This window comes from Pseudoxanthomonas sp. G3 (assembly GCF_057654715.1).
Genome location: NZ_CM172805.1, coordinates 2,896,944 through 2,912,654 on the forward strand (window position 1 = coordinate 2,896,944; position 15,711 = coordinate 2,912,654).

The window sequence follows — 15,711 nt, forward strand, 5'->3', positions numbered from 1 at the left end:
AAGGCGGACGCGCGTCGGACCGGTTCAGGGGGCGCCAGCGGCATCGGTCCGGGTGTCGTTGACGACGCGCGACTGCTCGCGGCCCACGACCTCGACCTTGGGCGATTTCCACGGGCCGGTGACCCGGTAGGTCTTGGCGCCCATCTCGGCCAGCGGCTTCTTCAGCACGGCATTGGCCACCGCTCCCACCGCCGCGCCGATGGGGCCACCGGCGACCGCGCCCACGGCGGTCAGCACGTTGGCGGACTTCGGCTTCACGTCGACGGTCTGGTCGAAGCGCTCGCTGCGCAGGTCGGTATCGCCGCGGATCTGGATCTCGGCGGCGGGGCCGTCGATCATCAGGTTGTCGCTGCGCGCCAGACCGCCCGCGATGCGGATGTCGCCGTCGATGCGATTGAAGGCGAAACCCTTCGAGAAGAAGTCGCTGAAATCCAGCATCAGGCGCCGGCGTACTTCCGCCACGCTCAGCAAGCCGAGCACGCGACCCGCGCCCGGCTCCACTTCCAGCAGATGGCCATCGCGCGCGGCAAGCTTCACGCTGCCCTCCAGCGCCGCCAGGCGGAACGCCGCCGGACTGCCCGGCCAGCTCGCGTTGGCGGTGATCTGGCCGTGCCCGCCGCCGACGCGATCGCCCAGCCCAAGATCGTCCAGCAGCACGCCGAAATTCTCGCTCTTCACCTCGGCGGCGAAGCGGGTACGCGCGGCGTCGCCCGTGCCGGTCCATTGGCCGCTCACGTCGATGTGCTGGCCCGGCGAACGCAACTGCAACTGGTCCACGTGCATTCCGTCGGCCTGCTGGCGCGTGCGCAGTTTGGCCGCACCCAGCTGCGCATCGCCGAAGCGCAGGTCTTCGATATCCAGCGATAGCGGCGGAATGTCGGCGGGGTTGATGTCATCGGTCGCACTGCGCGCGGTCGCGACGGTGCCGCCGGTATCGGCCGCGGGCGCCTTGCGCCAGTGCACCCGCGCCAGCTTGCCGGCGATCGCCGCGCCCTTCGCCTCGGGAACGAGCAACGCGCCGGACAGGGCGTCGCCATCCAGCGATACCGCCAGCGCCTGTTGTGCGGGCGCCAGCTGCAGTCGCGTATCGGGGAAGACCGAACCGATCATCAGCAGCCGCTCGGCGGTGACGTCGATATGGCGCAGCGGCAACGAACCGCCTTCGCCACCGCCTTTCGCCAGCGCCACCCACTCCATCGCGTCGAGTGTGCCGGTGTGGCCGGTGGCCACGAGGCCGGACACGGGCGCGGGCTCCTTCACTTCGTTGCTGCCCAGCACGACGCGCACGCCGGTCTGGCCGTTGTTCTCGCGCGCACGCAAGGCGAGCAGGTCGCCGAACGCCACGTCGATCTGGCCGCTGCCCATCGGCAATGGCGCACGCACGGTGGTCCGCAGGGGCGATGTCGCCGTTTTCCGCAGTGGCGCCGGCAGGCTCATCGCCGTGCCCACGAGATCGGAGGTGAGGTTGAGTTGGGTGGGCGCGTCGGGCTTGCCGGCGGCGGTGCGCGGGATGTTCACGCCGACCGTCCAAGACGAGCGCCCGGCCATGTAGGGCTTGAGCCAAGCCATCTCCGGCGCGCGGTCGAGCAGTCGGTCGGCGTCCACGATGGCCGTGAGGTCCGCTTCGAATGCCTGGTTGCGGTCGCGCGCGCCGCTGCCGGCGCGCAAGCCGAGCACGCCGGCCTGTCCGTCATGCACGACCTGCAACGGCCCCGATGCGAAGCCGCCGTCGTCGTACTTCGCCTTGCCACGCACGTTGTCGAATACAAGGTCCCAGCGCTTCTCCGCCAGCTGTGCGCCTTTCAACTCCACCGTACCCGTGAGCGTCTTACGCGCCTGCTCGGCGGCGTGCAGCGGCTGCAGCAGGTCGAAGGTGGCCGCGACCGGCCCCTTCGCCTGCAGGTGGTCGAGCGTCTCGCCATAGGTCTTGTGAAGCGGACTTCGACGCAGCAGCGCGAGCAACTTGCCCGAATCGGTCTCGGTACGCGCCACGATCTTCAGATCGCCCTTGCCGAAATCCGCGATGCCCGCCTCGAACGCGGGAATCGCGACCTCCGCCAACTGGCCCCGCGCCTTCAGCTGGAAGCCGTTACCGATGAAGGCGATGTCACCATGCACCTGCTCCACCTGCGGCCAGTCGGGCTGGAACTTGAACTGCCCGCCCTCGATCCGCGCCACGGCTTCGAATCGCCCGTTCTGGCGCGTAAATGGCCAGTCGTCCAGATCGCCGGTGACGATGGCGCGCCCGTCGCTGACCGTCCCGCCGACCAGCGCACCGTTCAACCAGTCCACGGCCGCCTTCGACATCTTGTGATGGATCCAGAAGCCCTTCGCCGCCGGCACCGGCGCGTCGTCGAGATCGGCGGCCAAGTCGATCCACGGCCGCGTGCCATCGCCCTGGAACCACATGCCGCCACGCACGTCGGCCGCATAATCCCTGCCCTGCACGCGCAACGCAGGCGTGCCCACGCGCCAGCCCTGCCCTTCGCGCCAACCCAGCACGTCACCCTGCAGGCTGACGTCGTGCACGACGGCGAAGCCGCTCGGCCAGTCGAAGCGCATGCGCGAGGCCGGGTCGAGCTTGAGGCGGAAGCCGGCCGCATCGCCGTCGAAGTCGCCGGCCAGACCCCTGAGGCCGGGCGCGTCGCCGACCGGCGCGAACGAGATGTCGCGCAGCGTGCCTTCGCCCTGCATGGTGCCATCGCGACGACCGGCCAATGCCAACCGCGCGAGCCGAGCGCCAGGCTTGGCCTGCACCAGCCAACGACGCAGGCCCGCATCGACTTTGTCGCTCAATCCCAGCACCGCGAACAGCGGTGCGGCGTCCACTTCGTCGGCCAGCAGCGCGTACTGCGCGCCACCGGCCAGCACCAGGCCGTCCAGTGTCTGCACGGCCGGCGCACTGCCCACGCGCAGGTGCGGCGCATCGAGTCGCCAGCCGCCCCGCACCAGCCGCCAGCGCATGCGGCCTTCCACTTGGTCGAACGCGACGCGCGTCGGCGCCGCGGATGCGGGCAGCGGCGCACCATGCAAGCCGACTTTGCGCAGCTGCGCATCCGCCGTCACCATCACCACGCGGTGCCGCCGCAGTTCCGTCCAGGCGCGCACGCGGCCGTTGCCTCGCTCTGCCACCACGCCTGCGTAGCGCAGCAGCGGCGCCCAAACACCGATGTCGTCGGCCACCACGTCGAGGTAGGCACGGCCATCACCGGCCTTGCGGTCGAAATCCACCGCCACGTTGAGCGGCGCGGCGTCCTTGCGGATCCAGGCGCGCGTGCCGGCGCGTACGCGGTCGCCCTGCACGCGCAGGCGCAGGTCGACATCGGGCACCTGGATGTCCCAGCCCAACGACGGCGCGACGATCGCGAGCCGGCCATCGATGACCTGCAGTTCGCCCAGCCCTTCCAGGTTTTCCAGCGGGTCGTCGCCGGCGTTCTGTTGACCCGGAAGACCGCGCACCGACCATGCGCCATCGTCGCCGCGCTGCAGGGTCAACGCCAACCCGCGCAACCGCAATTCGGTGAAGGAGCGTCCCGGCAACAGGCCGCCGTACATCGACACCAGCACCTCGGCCTGACCGATGCGCACCCCCGCATCGCCTTCACCCAGACGCAGGCCGTCGAGCTGCAGCAGCGGTCCGCGGCGCGTCCACTGCGTCTTGACCGCATCGAACGCCACCGGCCGGCCGGCGCGTTCGCTCAGCCACGCCGCGATGCGGTCCGGATGGCGCTCGGCCAACGGCAACACCTGGCTGGCAATGCCGAGCACCACAGCCATGCACACGAGCACGACCGCGATGCCGTAGACGGCACCCCGGCGGGCCAGGCGCAGGCGGCGGCGCAGCGGCGTAGGCATCAGCTCGCTGCGCTCGCAGGAATTGGGGATTGGGGGCTGGGGATTCGGAAAAGCAGGCCGCGGCGCAGGCTGCGGATCCCGAATCCCCGATCTCCAATCCCGGCCTCAAAGCAGCACGACATCGAACTGCTCCTGCAGGTACTGGTCGTCCGCCTGGAAGCGGATCGACTTGCCGAGGAACTCCTCCAGTTCGGCCACGGCCGCGGATTCCTCGTCGGTGATCCGCGCCACGACCTTCGGCGAGGCGATCACCAGCAGGCGCGCCGCATCGAACTGGCGCACCGCACGGGTGATCTCACGGAAGATCTCGTAGGTGACCGTCTCGGTCGTCTTGATGCTGCCGCGCCCGCTGCATTCGGGGCACGGTTCCGACAGCTGGCGCGCCAGGCTTTCCACCGTGCGCTTGCGGGTCATCTCGACCAGGCCCAACGGCGAGAACTCGTACACCGTGGTCTTGGCATGGTCCTTCGCCAACGACTTCTCCAGCGTGCGCAGAACTTGCCGCCGGTGCTCCGGATCGGTCATGTCGATGAAATCGATGATGATGATGCCGCCCAGATTGCGCAGCCGCAGCTGGCGCGCGACCGCCTGCGCAGCTTCCAGGTTGGTGCGGTAGACGGTTTCTTCCAGGTTGCGCTGGCCGAGGAACGAGCCGGTGTTCACGTCCACCGTGGTCATCGCTTCGGTCTGGTCGATCACCAGGTACCCGCCCGACTTCAACGGCACCTGCTTGTCCAGCGCGCGGCCGATCTCGTCCTCGACGCCGTACAGGTCGAAGATGGGGCGCTCGCCCGAATACAACTCGATGCGCTCGGCCAGCACCGGCATGTACTTGGCGACGAAGGCCTGCAACCGCTCGTGGGTTTCCTTCGAATCGACCTTCACCTTCTCCACGTCCTTGCGGATCAGGTCGCGCACCGCGCGCAGCGGCAGGCTCAGGTCTTCGTACAGGATGCTGCACGAAGGCGATTCGCGGCCGCGCCGTTCGACGACGTTCCAGACGCGCGACAGGTAGGCGATATCTTCGGCCAACGCCTCGGCCGGCTGGCCTTCGGCGTTGGTGCGGATGATGTAGCCGTGGCCGCCATGCAGCCCGGCCAATTCGGTGACGACCTGCTTGAGGCGATGGCGCTCGGCTTCGTCCTCGATGCGCGCGGACACGCCGATCACCTTGGATTGCGGCAGCAGCACCAGGTAGCGCGACGGAATGCTGATCTGCGTGGTCAGGCGCGCGCCCTTGCTGCCGATCGGATCCTTCACCACCTGCACGACGATGTCCTGGCCGTCGCGCAGCAGGTCCATGATCGGCGCCGGCGCCAACGGAGGGGCAGGCAGCGCTGCATCCTCGCCCTCCACGACCGCGCCCGGCGAGGAGCGCACGATGTCGTTGGCGTGCAGGAACGCGGCGCGCTCGAGCCCGACCTCGACGAAGGCCGCCTGCATGCCGGGCATCACCCGCTGCACCTTGCCCTTGTAGATGTTGCCCACCACGCCACGACGCCAGCCGCGTTCGATGTGCAGTTCCTGCAGCATGCCGTTCTCGATCACCGCGACGCGGGTTTCGCGCGGGGTGACGTTGACGAGGATTTCTTCCGACATCGGGGTCCTTCCCTCAGGCTGGGGGGGCAACGGCGCTGGGCGCCGGGTGGATGCCGAATTCGCGCAGCAGCTTCGCGGTCTCGTGCAGCGGCAGGCCCATCACCGCCGAGTAGCTGCCCGCCAGGCGGGTGACGAACTGTTCGGCGCGCCCCTGGATGCCGTAGGCGCCGGCCTTGCCCATCGCTTCACCACTGGCGACGTAGGCCGCGATGTCGGCGTCGTCCAACTCGGCGAAGGTCACATCGGTGACCACCAGCGCCTGCGCCTCGCGGCCGGCGCTGACCACCGACACGGCGGACACGGCCTGGTGGGTACGGCCCGAGAGGCGACGCAGCATCGCGGCGGCTTCAGCCTCGTCGTTCGGCTTGCCGAAGACCTCCTCGTCCAGGATGACCTCGGTGTCGGCGCCCAGCACGACGGCGCCGGGGGTGGCGACGACCTTCAGCAATCCGGCGCCGGCCTTCTCCCGGGCGACTCGGCGCACGTAGTCGGTGGCGGGCTCGCCGGGCTGGCGGTGTTCGGGGATGTCGAGGTCGATCCGACCGAACGAGAAGCCCAGGCGGGTCAGCAGTTCGGCGCGGCGGGGGGATTGGGAAGCCAGATAGAGCATCAAGGAAGAATAACCCGCGGCACCTGACTGAATGGGTCCTGATGACGGCCTGATCGCCGTAACCCTGCCGCAGATCACGGCTCGTTCATGTCATCGTGAACACCCTTGCGCGTCGACGACGACCGGGTGTCCCGCCACCCGAATCACGAAAAGGAGATCCCATGCGTCTGCCCCTGATCCGCCCGCTGCTGCTCGCCCTGACCCTGTCCCTGGGAACCACCGCCGCCATGACCACGCACGCCCAGACCGCCCCCGCCTACACGATCCCGTCCGACGGCACCCTGCTCAACGTGTCGGCCCAGGCCGAGGCCTCGCGCGTGCCGGACATCGCCTCGATCTCCGCTGGCGTCGTCACCCAGGCCGTGGACGGCAATACCGCCATGCGCCAGAACAGCGAGCAGATGGCGAAGGTGGTCGCGGCCATCAAGGCTGCCGGTATCGCCGACAAGGACGTGCAGACCAGCGGGATCAGCCTCAACCCGCAGTACCGCTACGCCGAGAATGAGGCCCCCAAGATCACCGGCTACCAGGCCAACAACACGGTGAGCGTAAAGGTCCGCGACATCGCCAAGCTGGGCAAGGTGCTGGACGCCCTGGCCGGCGTGGGCGCGAACCAGATCAACGGCCCCAGCTTCGAGATCGACAACCCCGAGCCGGTCTACGACGAGGCCCGCCTGGCCGCGTTGAAGAAGGCCCAGGGCCGCGCCGAGACCTACGCCAGGTCGCTGGGGCTGAAAGTGCGCCGGATCGTCAGCATCTCGGAGGGCAACGGCGGCTTCCGCCCGGTCCCGATGATGGCGATGGCCAAGATGGAAGCCCGCGATGCCGGCGGCGCCCCTCCAGTCTCGCCCGGCGAAACCACGGTCTCGGTCAACCTGGATGTGGTGTTCGAACTGGGCAAGTAAGCCCATCCGTGCGATGCCTTCTGACGGCGCCCCCTGTGGGCGCCGTTTTCGTTGCCGGAGCCCGGAAAAGGACTACGCCGAAGGTCGAACCCCCTGCCCTCTTGCGGACGCCATGCGCCGGAGTACAGTCTGGACGTGCGGCGCGGAGACGTTGCAACCCCACTCTCCGCGGCCGAGCGTTGTTCCGTTCACAGCCCTCAGGAGGTGGATCATGGTTCGCGCACTACCCCACGGTTCCGACAACCGCATCGATGTCGGCCGCATCGCCGCCATCGCCGCCGCCCTCGCGGTCCACGCCGTCGCCCTGCTGATGTTGCTGATGCCGATGGCGGCACCGCCGCTGCAGGCCGTCGCCGATCCCAAGCCCGTGGTCCGTTGGATCGAGAAGGATCCGCCGCCGCCTGAAGTCGTCGAGATCAAGGAGCAGCAGCTCGTCAAGCGGGTCGAGCCGAAGCCCGTGACCACGCCGACGCCAACCACGATCACGCCGATCGTCGATGCGCCCGTGATCGTCGAAGGCGGCAGCGAGCCCGTCGTCGAGGCGTCAGTCGCGGACAGCGGCGACATCACCGGCCCGGTCGTGGCCGGTCCGCTGCCCTCGGCAACGCTGGAGTACGTCCGCGCCACCTCGCCGCGCTATCCGGTCAACGAACTGCGCAACGGCGTGCAGGGCACGGTGATGCTGCGTGTGCTGGTGGATGTGGATGGCACGCCGCTCAGCGTCACCGTCGAGAGCAGCAGCGGCAACCGCAATCTGGACAAGGCCGCGCTGCAGCACGTGCTGAAGACCTGGCGCTTCAAACCCGCCATGCAGAACGGGCAGGCGGTGCAGGCTTACGGCCTGGTACCGATCGCCTTCAGCCTGCAGTGACCGCGACAACAGGCAGCATGCAGAAGCCCGCCGAAAGGCGGGCTTCTGTGCTTCTGTAGGAGCGACGTGAGTCGCGACCCCAGATCGGAGGCCATCGGCAAACCTCGCGGCGGGCAGCCGACCCTCCCACTTTCGGCGCATACACCGCGCGTTCGCGACTCACGCCGGCCCCACAAAGAGCGGCATGGCTCACGCCCGATGGTAAGGATGGTTCGCCAGCATCGCCGCCGCGCGGTACACCTGCTCGGCGACGACCAGCCGCACCAGCATGTGCGGTAGCGTCAATGGACTGAGCGACCACTTCTCGTGCGCCGCAGCAACCACGTCCGGCGCATGGCCTTCCGGCCCGCCGATCAGCAGCGCGATGTCGCGCCCCAGCGTGCGCCAGTGTTCCAGCCGCTGCGCGAGCTGTTCCGACGAATACGGCTTGCCGGTCACTTCCAGCGCGACGATATGCGCGTTCTTCGGCAGCGCCGCCAGCACACGCTTGCCTTCGTCCTCGATCGCGCGCTGCGGATCGCGCCCCTTGCCGCGCAGGCCGGGTTCGATCTCGACCAGTTCGAACGGCAGCCAGTGCGAGAGCCGCTTCTGGTACTCGGCGAAGCCTTGGGCGACCCACGCGGGCGCGCGCTCGCCGGTAGCGATGAGACGACATTTCATCTCGACATGATAGCGGCGTCACACGTCCGTCGGTCCGGCTGCAAGGGTCATGCCTCTGTCATGCGGCGGTTACATGCGCTGCCTAGCGTCGCGGACTTCCCCCGCCCCGCAGGAGCCGCACGATGACGATGTTCGATCCCTCCCGCCGCCAGGTCCTGAAAGGCAGTGCCGCCGCCGTCGCCATGGGTGCCATTGGCAGTCTCGGCGCGTTGTATGCGCGACAGGCCCACGCCGCCACGGCCGCGACGCAACTTTCACCGGTCCCCAGCCGATATGGCCCGCTCGCGCCGGTCGCGGACGAGGCCACCGGCCTCCCCTTGCTGCAGTTGCCGCGCGGCTTCCGTTACCGCTCGTTCGGGTGGAGCGGCGACCGCATGGACGACGGCCAGCCCTGCCCCGACCGCCACGACGGCATGGCCGTCGTCGGCGTGCGGCACCCGCGCCACGGCCGCGGCAGCAAGGGCCATGGCCATGGCCTGGAGTATGTGCTGATCCGCAACCACGAGCGGGGTGCCGGCACGCCGATCCAGGCCCCTGGCATGTACGACACGGGCACCGTCAGCGGCACCCAGGTCGCGGGCGGCGGCACGACGACGCTGGGCTGGCGCCACAGCGAATGGACGCGCATGGAGCCGAGCCTGGGCGGCACGCTGGTGAACTGCGCGGGCGGCCTGACGCCGTGGGGCACGTGGCTGAGCTGCGAAGAGATCAAGACCGATGCCACCTCCAGCACCGGTCGCAAGCATGGCTACGTGTTCGAAGTGGATCCGGAAAGCGAACGCACGACGGGGCGGCCGTTAGTGGGCCTCGGCCGCTTCAGCCACGAAGCCGTGGCTGTGGATCCGCGCACCGGCATCGTCTATCTGACCGAAGACGATCGGAACAAGTCGGGCCTGTACCGCTTCATCCCGAACGATCGCCGCGGCCGCAATGGCTCGCTGGAGAACGGCGGGCGCCTGCAGGCGGCGCGCGTGCGCGGCAAGCGCAACGTCGACCTGAGCGTGGCCGCGATCGGCGACGAATACGCCCTGGAGTGGGTCGACATCCCGGATCCGGACCTAGACACGATCGTGGCGCCGAGCGGCTTCCCCGACATCTCCGCAGGCGAGACGCTGAGCGGACCGTTCGCGCAGGCATGGAGCGAGGGCGCGCTGCGGATGAGCCGGGGCGAAGGCATCTGGCACAGCTACGGGAAGATGTTCATCGTCGACACCAGCACGGGCGTGGACGCGCAGGGTCGCAAGGGCCGCGGCAACGGATCGGTCTGGGTACTCGACCTGTTCACGCAGCGATTGAAGGCGCTGTTCGTCAGCGGCAACCAGCTCGCCGCGCACAACCCCGACAACATCACGGTCAGCGGGCGAGGCGGCGTGGTGCTGTGCGAGGACGGCGGCGAGAGCCCCGACGAATACGGCCCCGGCGCGCGACTGATCGGGCTGACCCGCGCAGGCGAGTCGTTCTATCTGTGCAAGAACAACGTGCAGCTGACGTCGACGCAGATCGCCAATGCCGGCAAATCGGTGCCGGAAGGTGACTACCGCGACAGCGAGTTCTGCGGCGCGTGCTGGGACCCGCTCTCGCGCACGCTGTTCGTCAACCTGCAGTCGCCGGGCATCACCGTGGCGATCACCGGTCCCTGGGAGCGCGGTCCGCTCTGACGGGATCGGCAGAACGAAGAACGGCGCCCTGGGGCGCCGTTCTTCGTTGCATGACGCATGGCATCAGAGCCGCGATTCGTCGGCGGTCTCGACATCTTCCGGCGGCTGGTCGCCGACCGTCCACAGGCGCTCCAGCGCGTAGAACTCGCGCACGCGCGGCAGCATGACATGGACGATAACGTCGCCCAGGTCCACCAGCACCCATTCGGCCTCGCGCTCGCCCTCCACACCCAGCGGCATCACGTCGAGCTTCTTGGCGAACTTCACCACTTCGTCGGCGATCGACTTGACGTGGCGGGTCGAGGTGCCCGAGGCGATGACGAGGTAATCGGCGACGCTGGACTTACCGCGCACGTCGATCTCGACGACATCCTTGGCTTTCAGCTCCTGGACCGCGGCATGCACCGTGGCGAGCAGGTCCGGCAAGGCCGGGGGCGGGCTGGGCAGGCGGGTCTTGATGACGTGGGCTTGGCTGGACAAAGGCTTGGTGGCTCCGGAGGTACGGCCGTGATTATAGCGGACCGGACGTGGTGACCCGGTCAAGGTAGAGCCTTTCGTCGGCGATGGTGGCCGCGACGGGCGCGGGCACCAGATGCCGCCAGGGTTCGCCGCCCGCGATCCGCCGCCGGATATCGGTGGCCGATTCGGGCTGCAGCGGGTGGCTCAGCCGGTACACGCGGCCGGCAGGCGCGTCGGTCAGCACCGCGGGGCGGGATGCCCAGCGCGGGGCCAGCATGTCGGCCAGTTCACCCGGCAGGCCCCCATCCAGCGGACTGCCCGGCCGGTCGGCAACGATGAAGTGAGTGAGTGCGAACAGCGATCGCCATGCCCGCCACGTCGGCAGGCCCAGCAGGCTGTCGGCGCCGATCAGCAGCGCCACGGGCACCACGTCGCCCAGTTCGGCACGCAGTTCGTGCAGCGTGTCGACGGTGTAGGAACGTGCCTCCGGTGTGCGTTCCGCGCGTCGCAGTTCGCGGCGGTCGACGTAAAGATCGGCTTCGTCGCGCACCGCCAGGTCGAGCAGGTGTGCACGCTGCGCCGCGCTCGCACCCGGCGGCGCGCGGTGCGGCGGATCCGCCGCCGGCATCAGGCGGACGGGCGCCTGCACTTCGTCGCGCGCGGCACGCGCGATGGCCAGGTGCCCGTTGTGGATGGGATCGAACGTGCCGCCGTAGAAGAGCTGCAGCATCCGGCGCGACCGTCAGGCCACCAGCAGCCGCACGGCCTTGGCCTCGGCGATGGCCAGCAGCAGGCGCTCCAGCGCCACCCAGGCATCACCCTCGCCGCGGCCCTTCGCGGTGCGGTCGATCTTCGAGGCTTCGGCGACGAAGCGGTCCCAGCGCGCGGGCGATGCATGCCGTTGCAGTGCGCGCTTGAATGGCGCCTGCTTCGCTTCCCATATGCCCTGCGCCTTCATCTCGGCCGCGAGATTGCCGCCGCCGGCCTGCACGCGCGCCAGTGTGGCGGTGCGCAGCAGTTCCTTGACGATCATCGGCATCAGGCCGGCGACCACGTCGCCCTCGGCCCGCAGACCGGCAACGATGCGCGAGACCTGCGCACCCTGCCCGGCCAGCACGGCGTCAGTGAGGCGGAACACGTCGTAGCGCGCGGCGTTGGCGACCAGCGCTTCCATCCGGTCTGCGTCCAGCGTCTGTCCATCGCTGAGCAGGGCCAACTTGTCGATCTCCTGCGCCGCGGCGAGCAGGTTGCCCTCCACCCGCTCGGCCAGCAGTTGCACTGCGTCGCGCTCGGCCCGCAGGCCCTTGCTGCGCAAGCGGCTCTCGATCCAACCCGGCAGTTCGTGCGGCTTGATGGCCCAGGCCACGGCGACCACGCCGACGCGCGCGATGGCGTCGCTCCACTTGCCCTGGTAGGCCTTGCCCCACTCGCCCGCGGTGATCATCAGCACCACGTCCGGCGGCGGGTTGGCGCAGAACGCACTGATGACCTCGGCGCCTTCCTTGCCCGGCTTCCCGCCCGGCAGGCGCACTTCCACCAGTCGCCGCGCACTGAACAGGCTGGGTGCATTGAAGCTGGCATCGAGTTGGCCCCAGTCGAAGTCACGCCCGTCGGCATCGAAGACTTCACGCTCGCCGATGCCCTGTGCCCGCGCCTGCGCACGCACCGCGTCGGCGGCCTCGAGCACGCGCAGGATCTCGGGACCCGCGATCAGGTAGACCGGATGCAGCGGCTCGGACGCGCCACGCGCGGCCAGCTGTTCCGGCTTGAGCTCCATCAGCGGGCCGTGTTCACCTGGCCGGACCGCACCACGCCGTCGACGCGGCGCAGGATGGACGCCGCCATTTCGCGACGGAGTTCCTCGGCCAGGACTTCGCGCTCGGTTGTGGTGCCGGTCGCGTCCTGCGGGGGCGACACGTAGTCGCGCGACAGTTCGACGACCTGCTGCGGGACCAGATCGGTCCCGTCCGCCTTGGTGAAGGCGAACACGACGGCGTAGCGCAGGCTGAATTCCTGCGCGCGGCCGAACTGGTCAACGGCGATCGGCAGGTCGCCCCAGCGCTCGGACATGATCCGCAGCGTGGCGACCTGTTCGCCGGCGGTGGCGTCCTCGTTTTCGCCGATCGGCGCGGCCAGCGTCGCACCGGCGGCCTGCAGGCCGCGCGAGAGACTGGTGACCAGCGCGCTGTACGAGGTCGTGGCACCCACCACCCGGACCGGCCCCAGGTCGGCCGGCAACGCGATCTGGTTGCGCAGGTGGAAGCCACAGCCGGCCAGCAGGATGAGGGCGGCGAAGAGCAACGGCAGGCGGAATCGGGTCATGGGCGAAGTCTGGACGAGGCCGTCATGGGCGGCAATAGCGTAGCCCGCCCGCAGGTGAACACGGAGGCAAGCCGCCAACAGCGCCCGTGCTCAGCCCGCGACGATGTTGACGATCTTGCCCGGCACCACGATGACCTTGCGGATCGCCAGGCCGTCGAGGAACTTGGCCGTGTTCGGTTCCGCCTTGGCCAGCGACTCGACGAGGTCGCGCGGCGCATCGGCGGCCACGTCGATCGTGCCGCGCAGCTTGCCGTTGACCTGCACCGCCAGCGTCACCGTGTCGCGCACCAGCGCATCGGCATCGACCTGCGGGAAGGGCTGGTCCTCGATCAGCGTTTCGGCATGGCCCAGTACCTGCCACAGCGCGTGGCTGGCGTGCGGGGTGATCGGGTTCAGCAGCAGCACTGCCGCTTCCAGCGCTTCCTGACGGACGGCGCGACCCTGCGCGGTGGCATCGTCGAACTTGCCCAGGGCGTTCGACAGCTCCATCACTGCCGCGATGGCGGTGTTGAAGCTGTGGCGCTTGCCGTAGTCGTTGCCGACCTTCTCGATGGTCTCGTGGGTCTTGCGGCGTATCGCCTTCTGCTCGGCGCTCAGCGCCGCCACGTCCAGGGCCGGCACGGCGCCGTCGGCGGCACGGCCTTCGTCGGCATGTCGCTGTACCTGAGTCCACAGGCGGCGCAGGAAGCGCGCCATGCCTTCCACGCCGGCTTCGTTCCACTCCAGCGACTGCTCGGGCGGCGCGGCGAACATCGAGAACAGGCGCACGGTGTCCGCGCCGAACTTGTCCACCATCGACTGCGGATCCACGCCGTTGTTCTTCGACTTGGACATCTTCTCGACCGGGCCGATCTTCACCGGCTGGCCGTCGGCCTTCAGCGTGGCGCCGATCACGCGCGCCTTGTCGTCGCGCTGGATTTCGACGTCCACCGGATTGATCCATTCCTTCGAACCGTCGGCGTTGTCGCGGTAGAAGGTCTCGGCGATCACCATGCCCTGCGTCAGCAGGTTGGTCGCCGGTTCGTCGCTGTCCACCAGCCGCGCGTCGCGCAGCAGCTTGTGGTAGAAGCGGAAGTACATCAGGTGCAGGATCGCGTGCTCGATGCCGCCGATGTACTGGTCGACTGGCAGCCAGTAGTTGCCGCGCTTGTCGACCATGTCCTTCGCGCCGGGCGAGGTGTAGCGGGCGTAGTACCAGCTCGATTCCATGAAGGTGTCGAACGTGTCGGTCTCGCGCTCGGCGGCGGCGCCGCACTGCGGGCACTTCGTCTTGCGCCATTCCGGGTCGGCCTTGATCGGCGACTTCACGCCGTCCAGGGTGACGTTCTCCGGCAACACGACGGGCAGGTCCGAATCCGGCACCGGCACGGCGCCGCAGGTGTCGCAGTAGATCACCGGGATCGGGCAGCCCCAGTAGCGCTGGCGGCTGACGCCCCAGTCGCGCAGGCGGTAGTTCACCCGGCGCTGGCCCTGGCCCTTGCGCTCGAAGCGCTCGGCCAGCGCCTCGAAGGCGCCGCGGTAGTCCAGGCCGTCGAACTCACCCGAGTTGACCAGCTCCAGGTCGTCACGGGTCTTGTCGCCGTACCAGTCGCGCCAGGTGGTCGGGTCGTACGTCTTTTCTTCCTCGTTCTTCGGCGCTTTCAGCGCGATCACCTGGCGGATCGGCAGCGCGTACTTGGTGGCGAACTCGAAATCGCGCTCATCGTGCCCCGGCACCGCCATCACGGCGCCGGTGCCGTAGCCCATCAGCACGAAGTTGGCGACCCACACCGGGATCCGGTCGCCGGTGATCGGGTGCACGGCCATCAGGCCGGTGTCCATGCCGCGCTTTTCCTGGGTCTCCAGTTCCGCTTCGGACACGCCGCCCTGCTTCAGCTCGGCCAGGAACGCGGCCAGCGCCGGATTCGACGCGGCGGCCTTCTGCGCCAGGGCGTGTTCGCCGGCAATCGACACGAAGGTCGCGCCCATCAGCGTGTCCGGCCGCGTGGTGAAGACGGTCAGCGGTTCGTGGCCGTCGACGGCGAACTGGATCTCCAGGCCTTCCGACCGGCCGATCCAGTTGCGCTGCATGGTCTTGACCGCATCCGGCCAGCCCGGCAGATCGTCCAAGCCGTCCAGCAGTTCCTGGGCGTAGTCGGTGATGCGCAGGAACCACTGCGGGATCTCGCGCTTCTCGACCAGCGCACCGCTGCGCCAGCCGCGGCCGTCGATCACCTGCTCGTTGGCCAGCACGGTCTGGTCCACCGGATCCCAGTTCACCACCGAGTTCTTGCGGTAGGCCAGCCCCTTGCGCAGCAGGCGGGTGAACATCCGCTGCTCGTGCACGTAGTAGTCGGGCCGGCACGTGGCGAACTCGCGCGACCAGTCGATCGCATAGCCCAGCGACTTCAGCTGGCTGCGCATGTGGTCGATGTTGGCGTAGGTCCACTTGGCCGGCGCGGTCTTGTTCTTGATCGCGGCGTTCTCGGCCGGCAGGCCGAACGCGTCCCAGCCCATCGGCTGCAGCACGTTGTGGCCCGTCATGCGCTTGTAGCGGCTGATCACGTCGCCAATGGTGTAGTTGCGCACGTGGCCCATGTGCAGCGCGCCCGACGGGTACGGCAACATCGACAGGCAGTAGTACTTCGGCTTGTCCGACCGCTCGTCGACCTCGAAGGCGCGCCGGGCCTCCCAGAAGGCCTGGGCCTGGGACTCGACGGATTTCGGATCGTAGGAAACGGGTTCGGCGGCGGTGGACATGGCGGTTGCGGCAACGGCTACGGCAAAGCCGCC

The 15,711-nt window shown here is 68.9% G+C and carries 12 protein-coding genes; 3 read left to right on the forward strand and 9 right to left on the reverse strand.

The features are described from left to right. Positions 1-24: 24 nt before the first annotated feature. The 3 genes from AC23D6_RS13850 to AC23D6_RS13860 all read right to left on the reverse strand — a co-directional run bounded on the left by AC23D6_RS13850 (position 25) and on the right by AC23D6_RS13860 (position 6,064). The gene (locus tag AC23D6_RS13850; protein ID WP_487749819.1) at positions 25-3,855 is read right to left on the reverse strand and encodes a YhdP family protein; all 3,831 of its coding nucleotides are present in this window, start codon (positions 3,853-3,855) and stop codon (positions 25-27) included. Positions 3,856-3,960: 105 nt separating this feature from the next. Next, complete coding sequence (rng, locus tag AC23D6_RS13855) at positions 3,961-5,454, reverse strand: ribonuclease G (RefSeq protein ID WP_487749820.1); 1,494 nt, start codon at positions 5,452-5,454, stop codon at positions 3,961-3,963. Positions 5,455-5,467: 13 nt separating this feature from the next. Next, on the reverse strand, positions 5,468-6,064 hold the full coding sequence (locus AC23D6_RS13860) for a Maf family protein (protein WP_487749821.1): 597 nt from the start codon (positions 6,062-6,064) through the stop codon (positions 5,468-5,470). A gap of 161 nt (positions 6,065-6,225) precedes the next feature. Between AC23D6_RS13860 and AC23D6_RS13865 the strand changes: the two genes are divergently transcribed. Beyond that, complete coding sequence (locus AC23D6_RS13865) at positions 6,226-6,969, forward strand: SIMPL domain-containing protein (RefSeq protein WP_487749822.1); 744 nt, start codon at positions 6,226-6,228, stop codon at positions 6,967-6,969. A gap of 211 nt (positions 6,970-7,180) precedes the next feature. Further along, positions 7,181-7,840 carry an energy transducer TonB gene (locus AC23D6_RS13870; protein ID WP_487749823.1) on the forward strand — a complete coding sequence of 220 codons (660 nt, stop codon included), beginning with the start codon at positions 7,181-7,183 and terminating at the stop codon, positions 7,838-7,840. Between the two features lie 189 nt (positions 7,841-8,029). Here AC23D6_RS13870 and rlmH read toward each other — a convergent pair whose 3' ends face one another. Next, complete coding sequence (rlmH, locus tag AC23D6_RS13875; protein WP_487749824.1) at positions 8,030-8,500, reverse strand: 23S rRNA (pseudouridine(1915)-N(3))-methyltransferase RlmH; 471 nt, start codon at positions 8,498-8,500, stop codon at positions 8,030-8,032. Between the two features lie 122 nt (positions 8,501-8,622). On the opposite strand from rlmH, the gene AC23D6_RS13880 reads away from it, so the two are divergent. Then, positions 8,623-10,158 (forward strand): alkaline phosphatase PhoX, encoded by a 1,536-nt coding sequence (locus AC23D6_RS13880; RefSeq protein WP_487749825.1) that lies wholly within the window; start codon positions 8,623-8,625, stop codon positions 10,156-10,158. A gap of 63 nt (positions 10,159-10,221) precedes the next feature. Here AC23D6_RS13880 and rsfS read toward each other — a convergent pair whose 3' ends face one another. From rsfS to leuS, 5 genes are all read right to left on the reverse strand, one after another. Next, positions 10,222-10,638, reverse strand: a complete 417-nt coding sequence (gene rsfS / locus AC23D6_RS13885) for a ribosome silencing factor (RefSeq protein ID WP_056878289.1) — start codon at positions 10,636-10,638, stop codon at positions 10,222-10,224. 31 nt (positions 10,639-10,669) lie between these two features. After that, a complete protein-coding gene (nadD, locus tag AC23D6_RS13890; RefSeq protein WP_487749826.1) occupies positions 10,670-11,347 on the reverse strand; it encodes a nicotinate-nucleotide adenylyltransferase in 678 nt (225 codons plus the stop codon). A 12-nt stretch (positions 11,348-11,359) separates the two neighbouring features. Further along, positions 11,360-12,394, reverse strand: a complete 1,035-nt coding sequence (gene holA / locus AC23D6_RS13895; protein WP_487749827.1) for a DNA polymerase III subunit delta — start codon at positions 12,392-12,394, stop codon at positions 11,360-11,362. Next, positions 12,394-12,939 carry an LPS-assembly lipoprotein LptE gene (locus AC23D6_RS13900; protein ID WP_487749828.1) on the reverse strand — a complete coding sequence of 182 codons (546 nt, stop codon included), beginning with the start codon at positions 12,937-12,939 and terminating at the stop codon, positions 12,394-12,396. Before AC23D6_RS13900 ends, holA begins: the two co-directional genes overlap by 1 nt. Positions 12,940-13,029: 90 nt before the next feature. After that, on the reverse strand, positions 13,030-15,678 hold the full coding sequence (gene leuS, locus AC23D6_RS13905) for a leucine--tRNA ligase (RefSeq protein ID WP_487749829.1): 2,649 nt from the start codon (positions 15,676-15,678) through the stop codon (positions 13,030-13,032). Positions 15,679-15,711 lie beyond the last annotated feature (33 nt).

Excerpts from the sequence above, each read along its gene's own strand:
- AC23D6_RS13850 (WP_487749819.1), bottom strand. The coding sequence starts at position 3,855 with ATGCCTACGCCGCTGCGCCGCCGCCTGCGCCTGGCCCGCCGGGGTGCC.
- rng (WP_487749820.1), bottom strand. The coding sequence starts at position 5,454 with ATGTCGGAAGAAATCCTCGTCAACGTCACCCCGCGCGAAACCCGCGTC.
- AC23D6_RS13860 (WP_487749821.1), bottom strand. The coding sequence starts at position 6,064 with ATGCTCTATCTGGCTTCCCAATCCCCCCGCCGCGCCGAACTGCTGACC.
- AC23D6_RS13865 (WP_487749822.1), top strand. The coding sequence starts at position 6,226 with ATGCGTCTGCCCCTGATCCGCCCGCTGCTGCTCGCCCTGACCCTGTCC.
- AC23D6_RS13870 (WP_487749823.1), top strand. The coding sequence starts at position 7,181 with ATGGTTCGCGCACTACCCCACGGTTCCGACAACCGCATCGATGTCGGC.
- rlmH (WP_487749824.1), bottom strand. The coding sequence starts at position 8,500 with ATGAAATGTCGTCTCATCGCTACCGGCGAGCGCGCGCCCGCGTGGGTC.
- AC23D6_RS13880 (WP_487749825.1), top strand. The coding sequence starts at position 8,623 with ATGACGATGTTCGATCCCTCCCGCCGCCAGGTCCTGAAAGGCAGTGCC.
- nadD (WP_487749826.1), bottom strand. The coding sequence starts at position 11,347 with ATGCTGCAGCTCTTCTACGGCGGCACGTTCGATCCCATCCACAACGGG.
- holA (WP_487749827.1), bottom strand. The coding sequence starts at position 12,394 with ATGGAGCTCAAGCCGGAACAGCTGGCCGCGCGTGGCGCGTCCGAGCCG.
- AC23D6_RS13900 (WP_487749828.1), bottom strand. The coding sequence starts at position 12,939 with ATGACCCGATTCCGCCTGCCGTTGCTCTTCGCCGCCCTCATCCTGCTG.
- leuS (WP_487749829.1), bottom strand. The coding sequence starts at position 15,678 with ATGTCCACCGCCGCCGAACCCGTTTCCTACGATCCGAAATCCGTCGAG.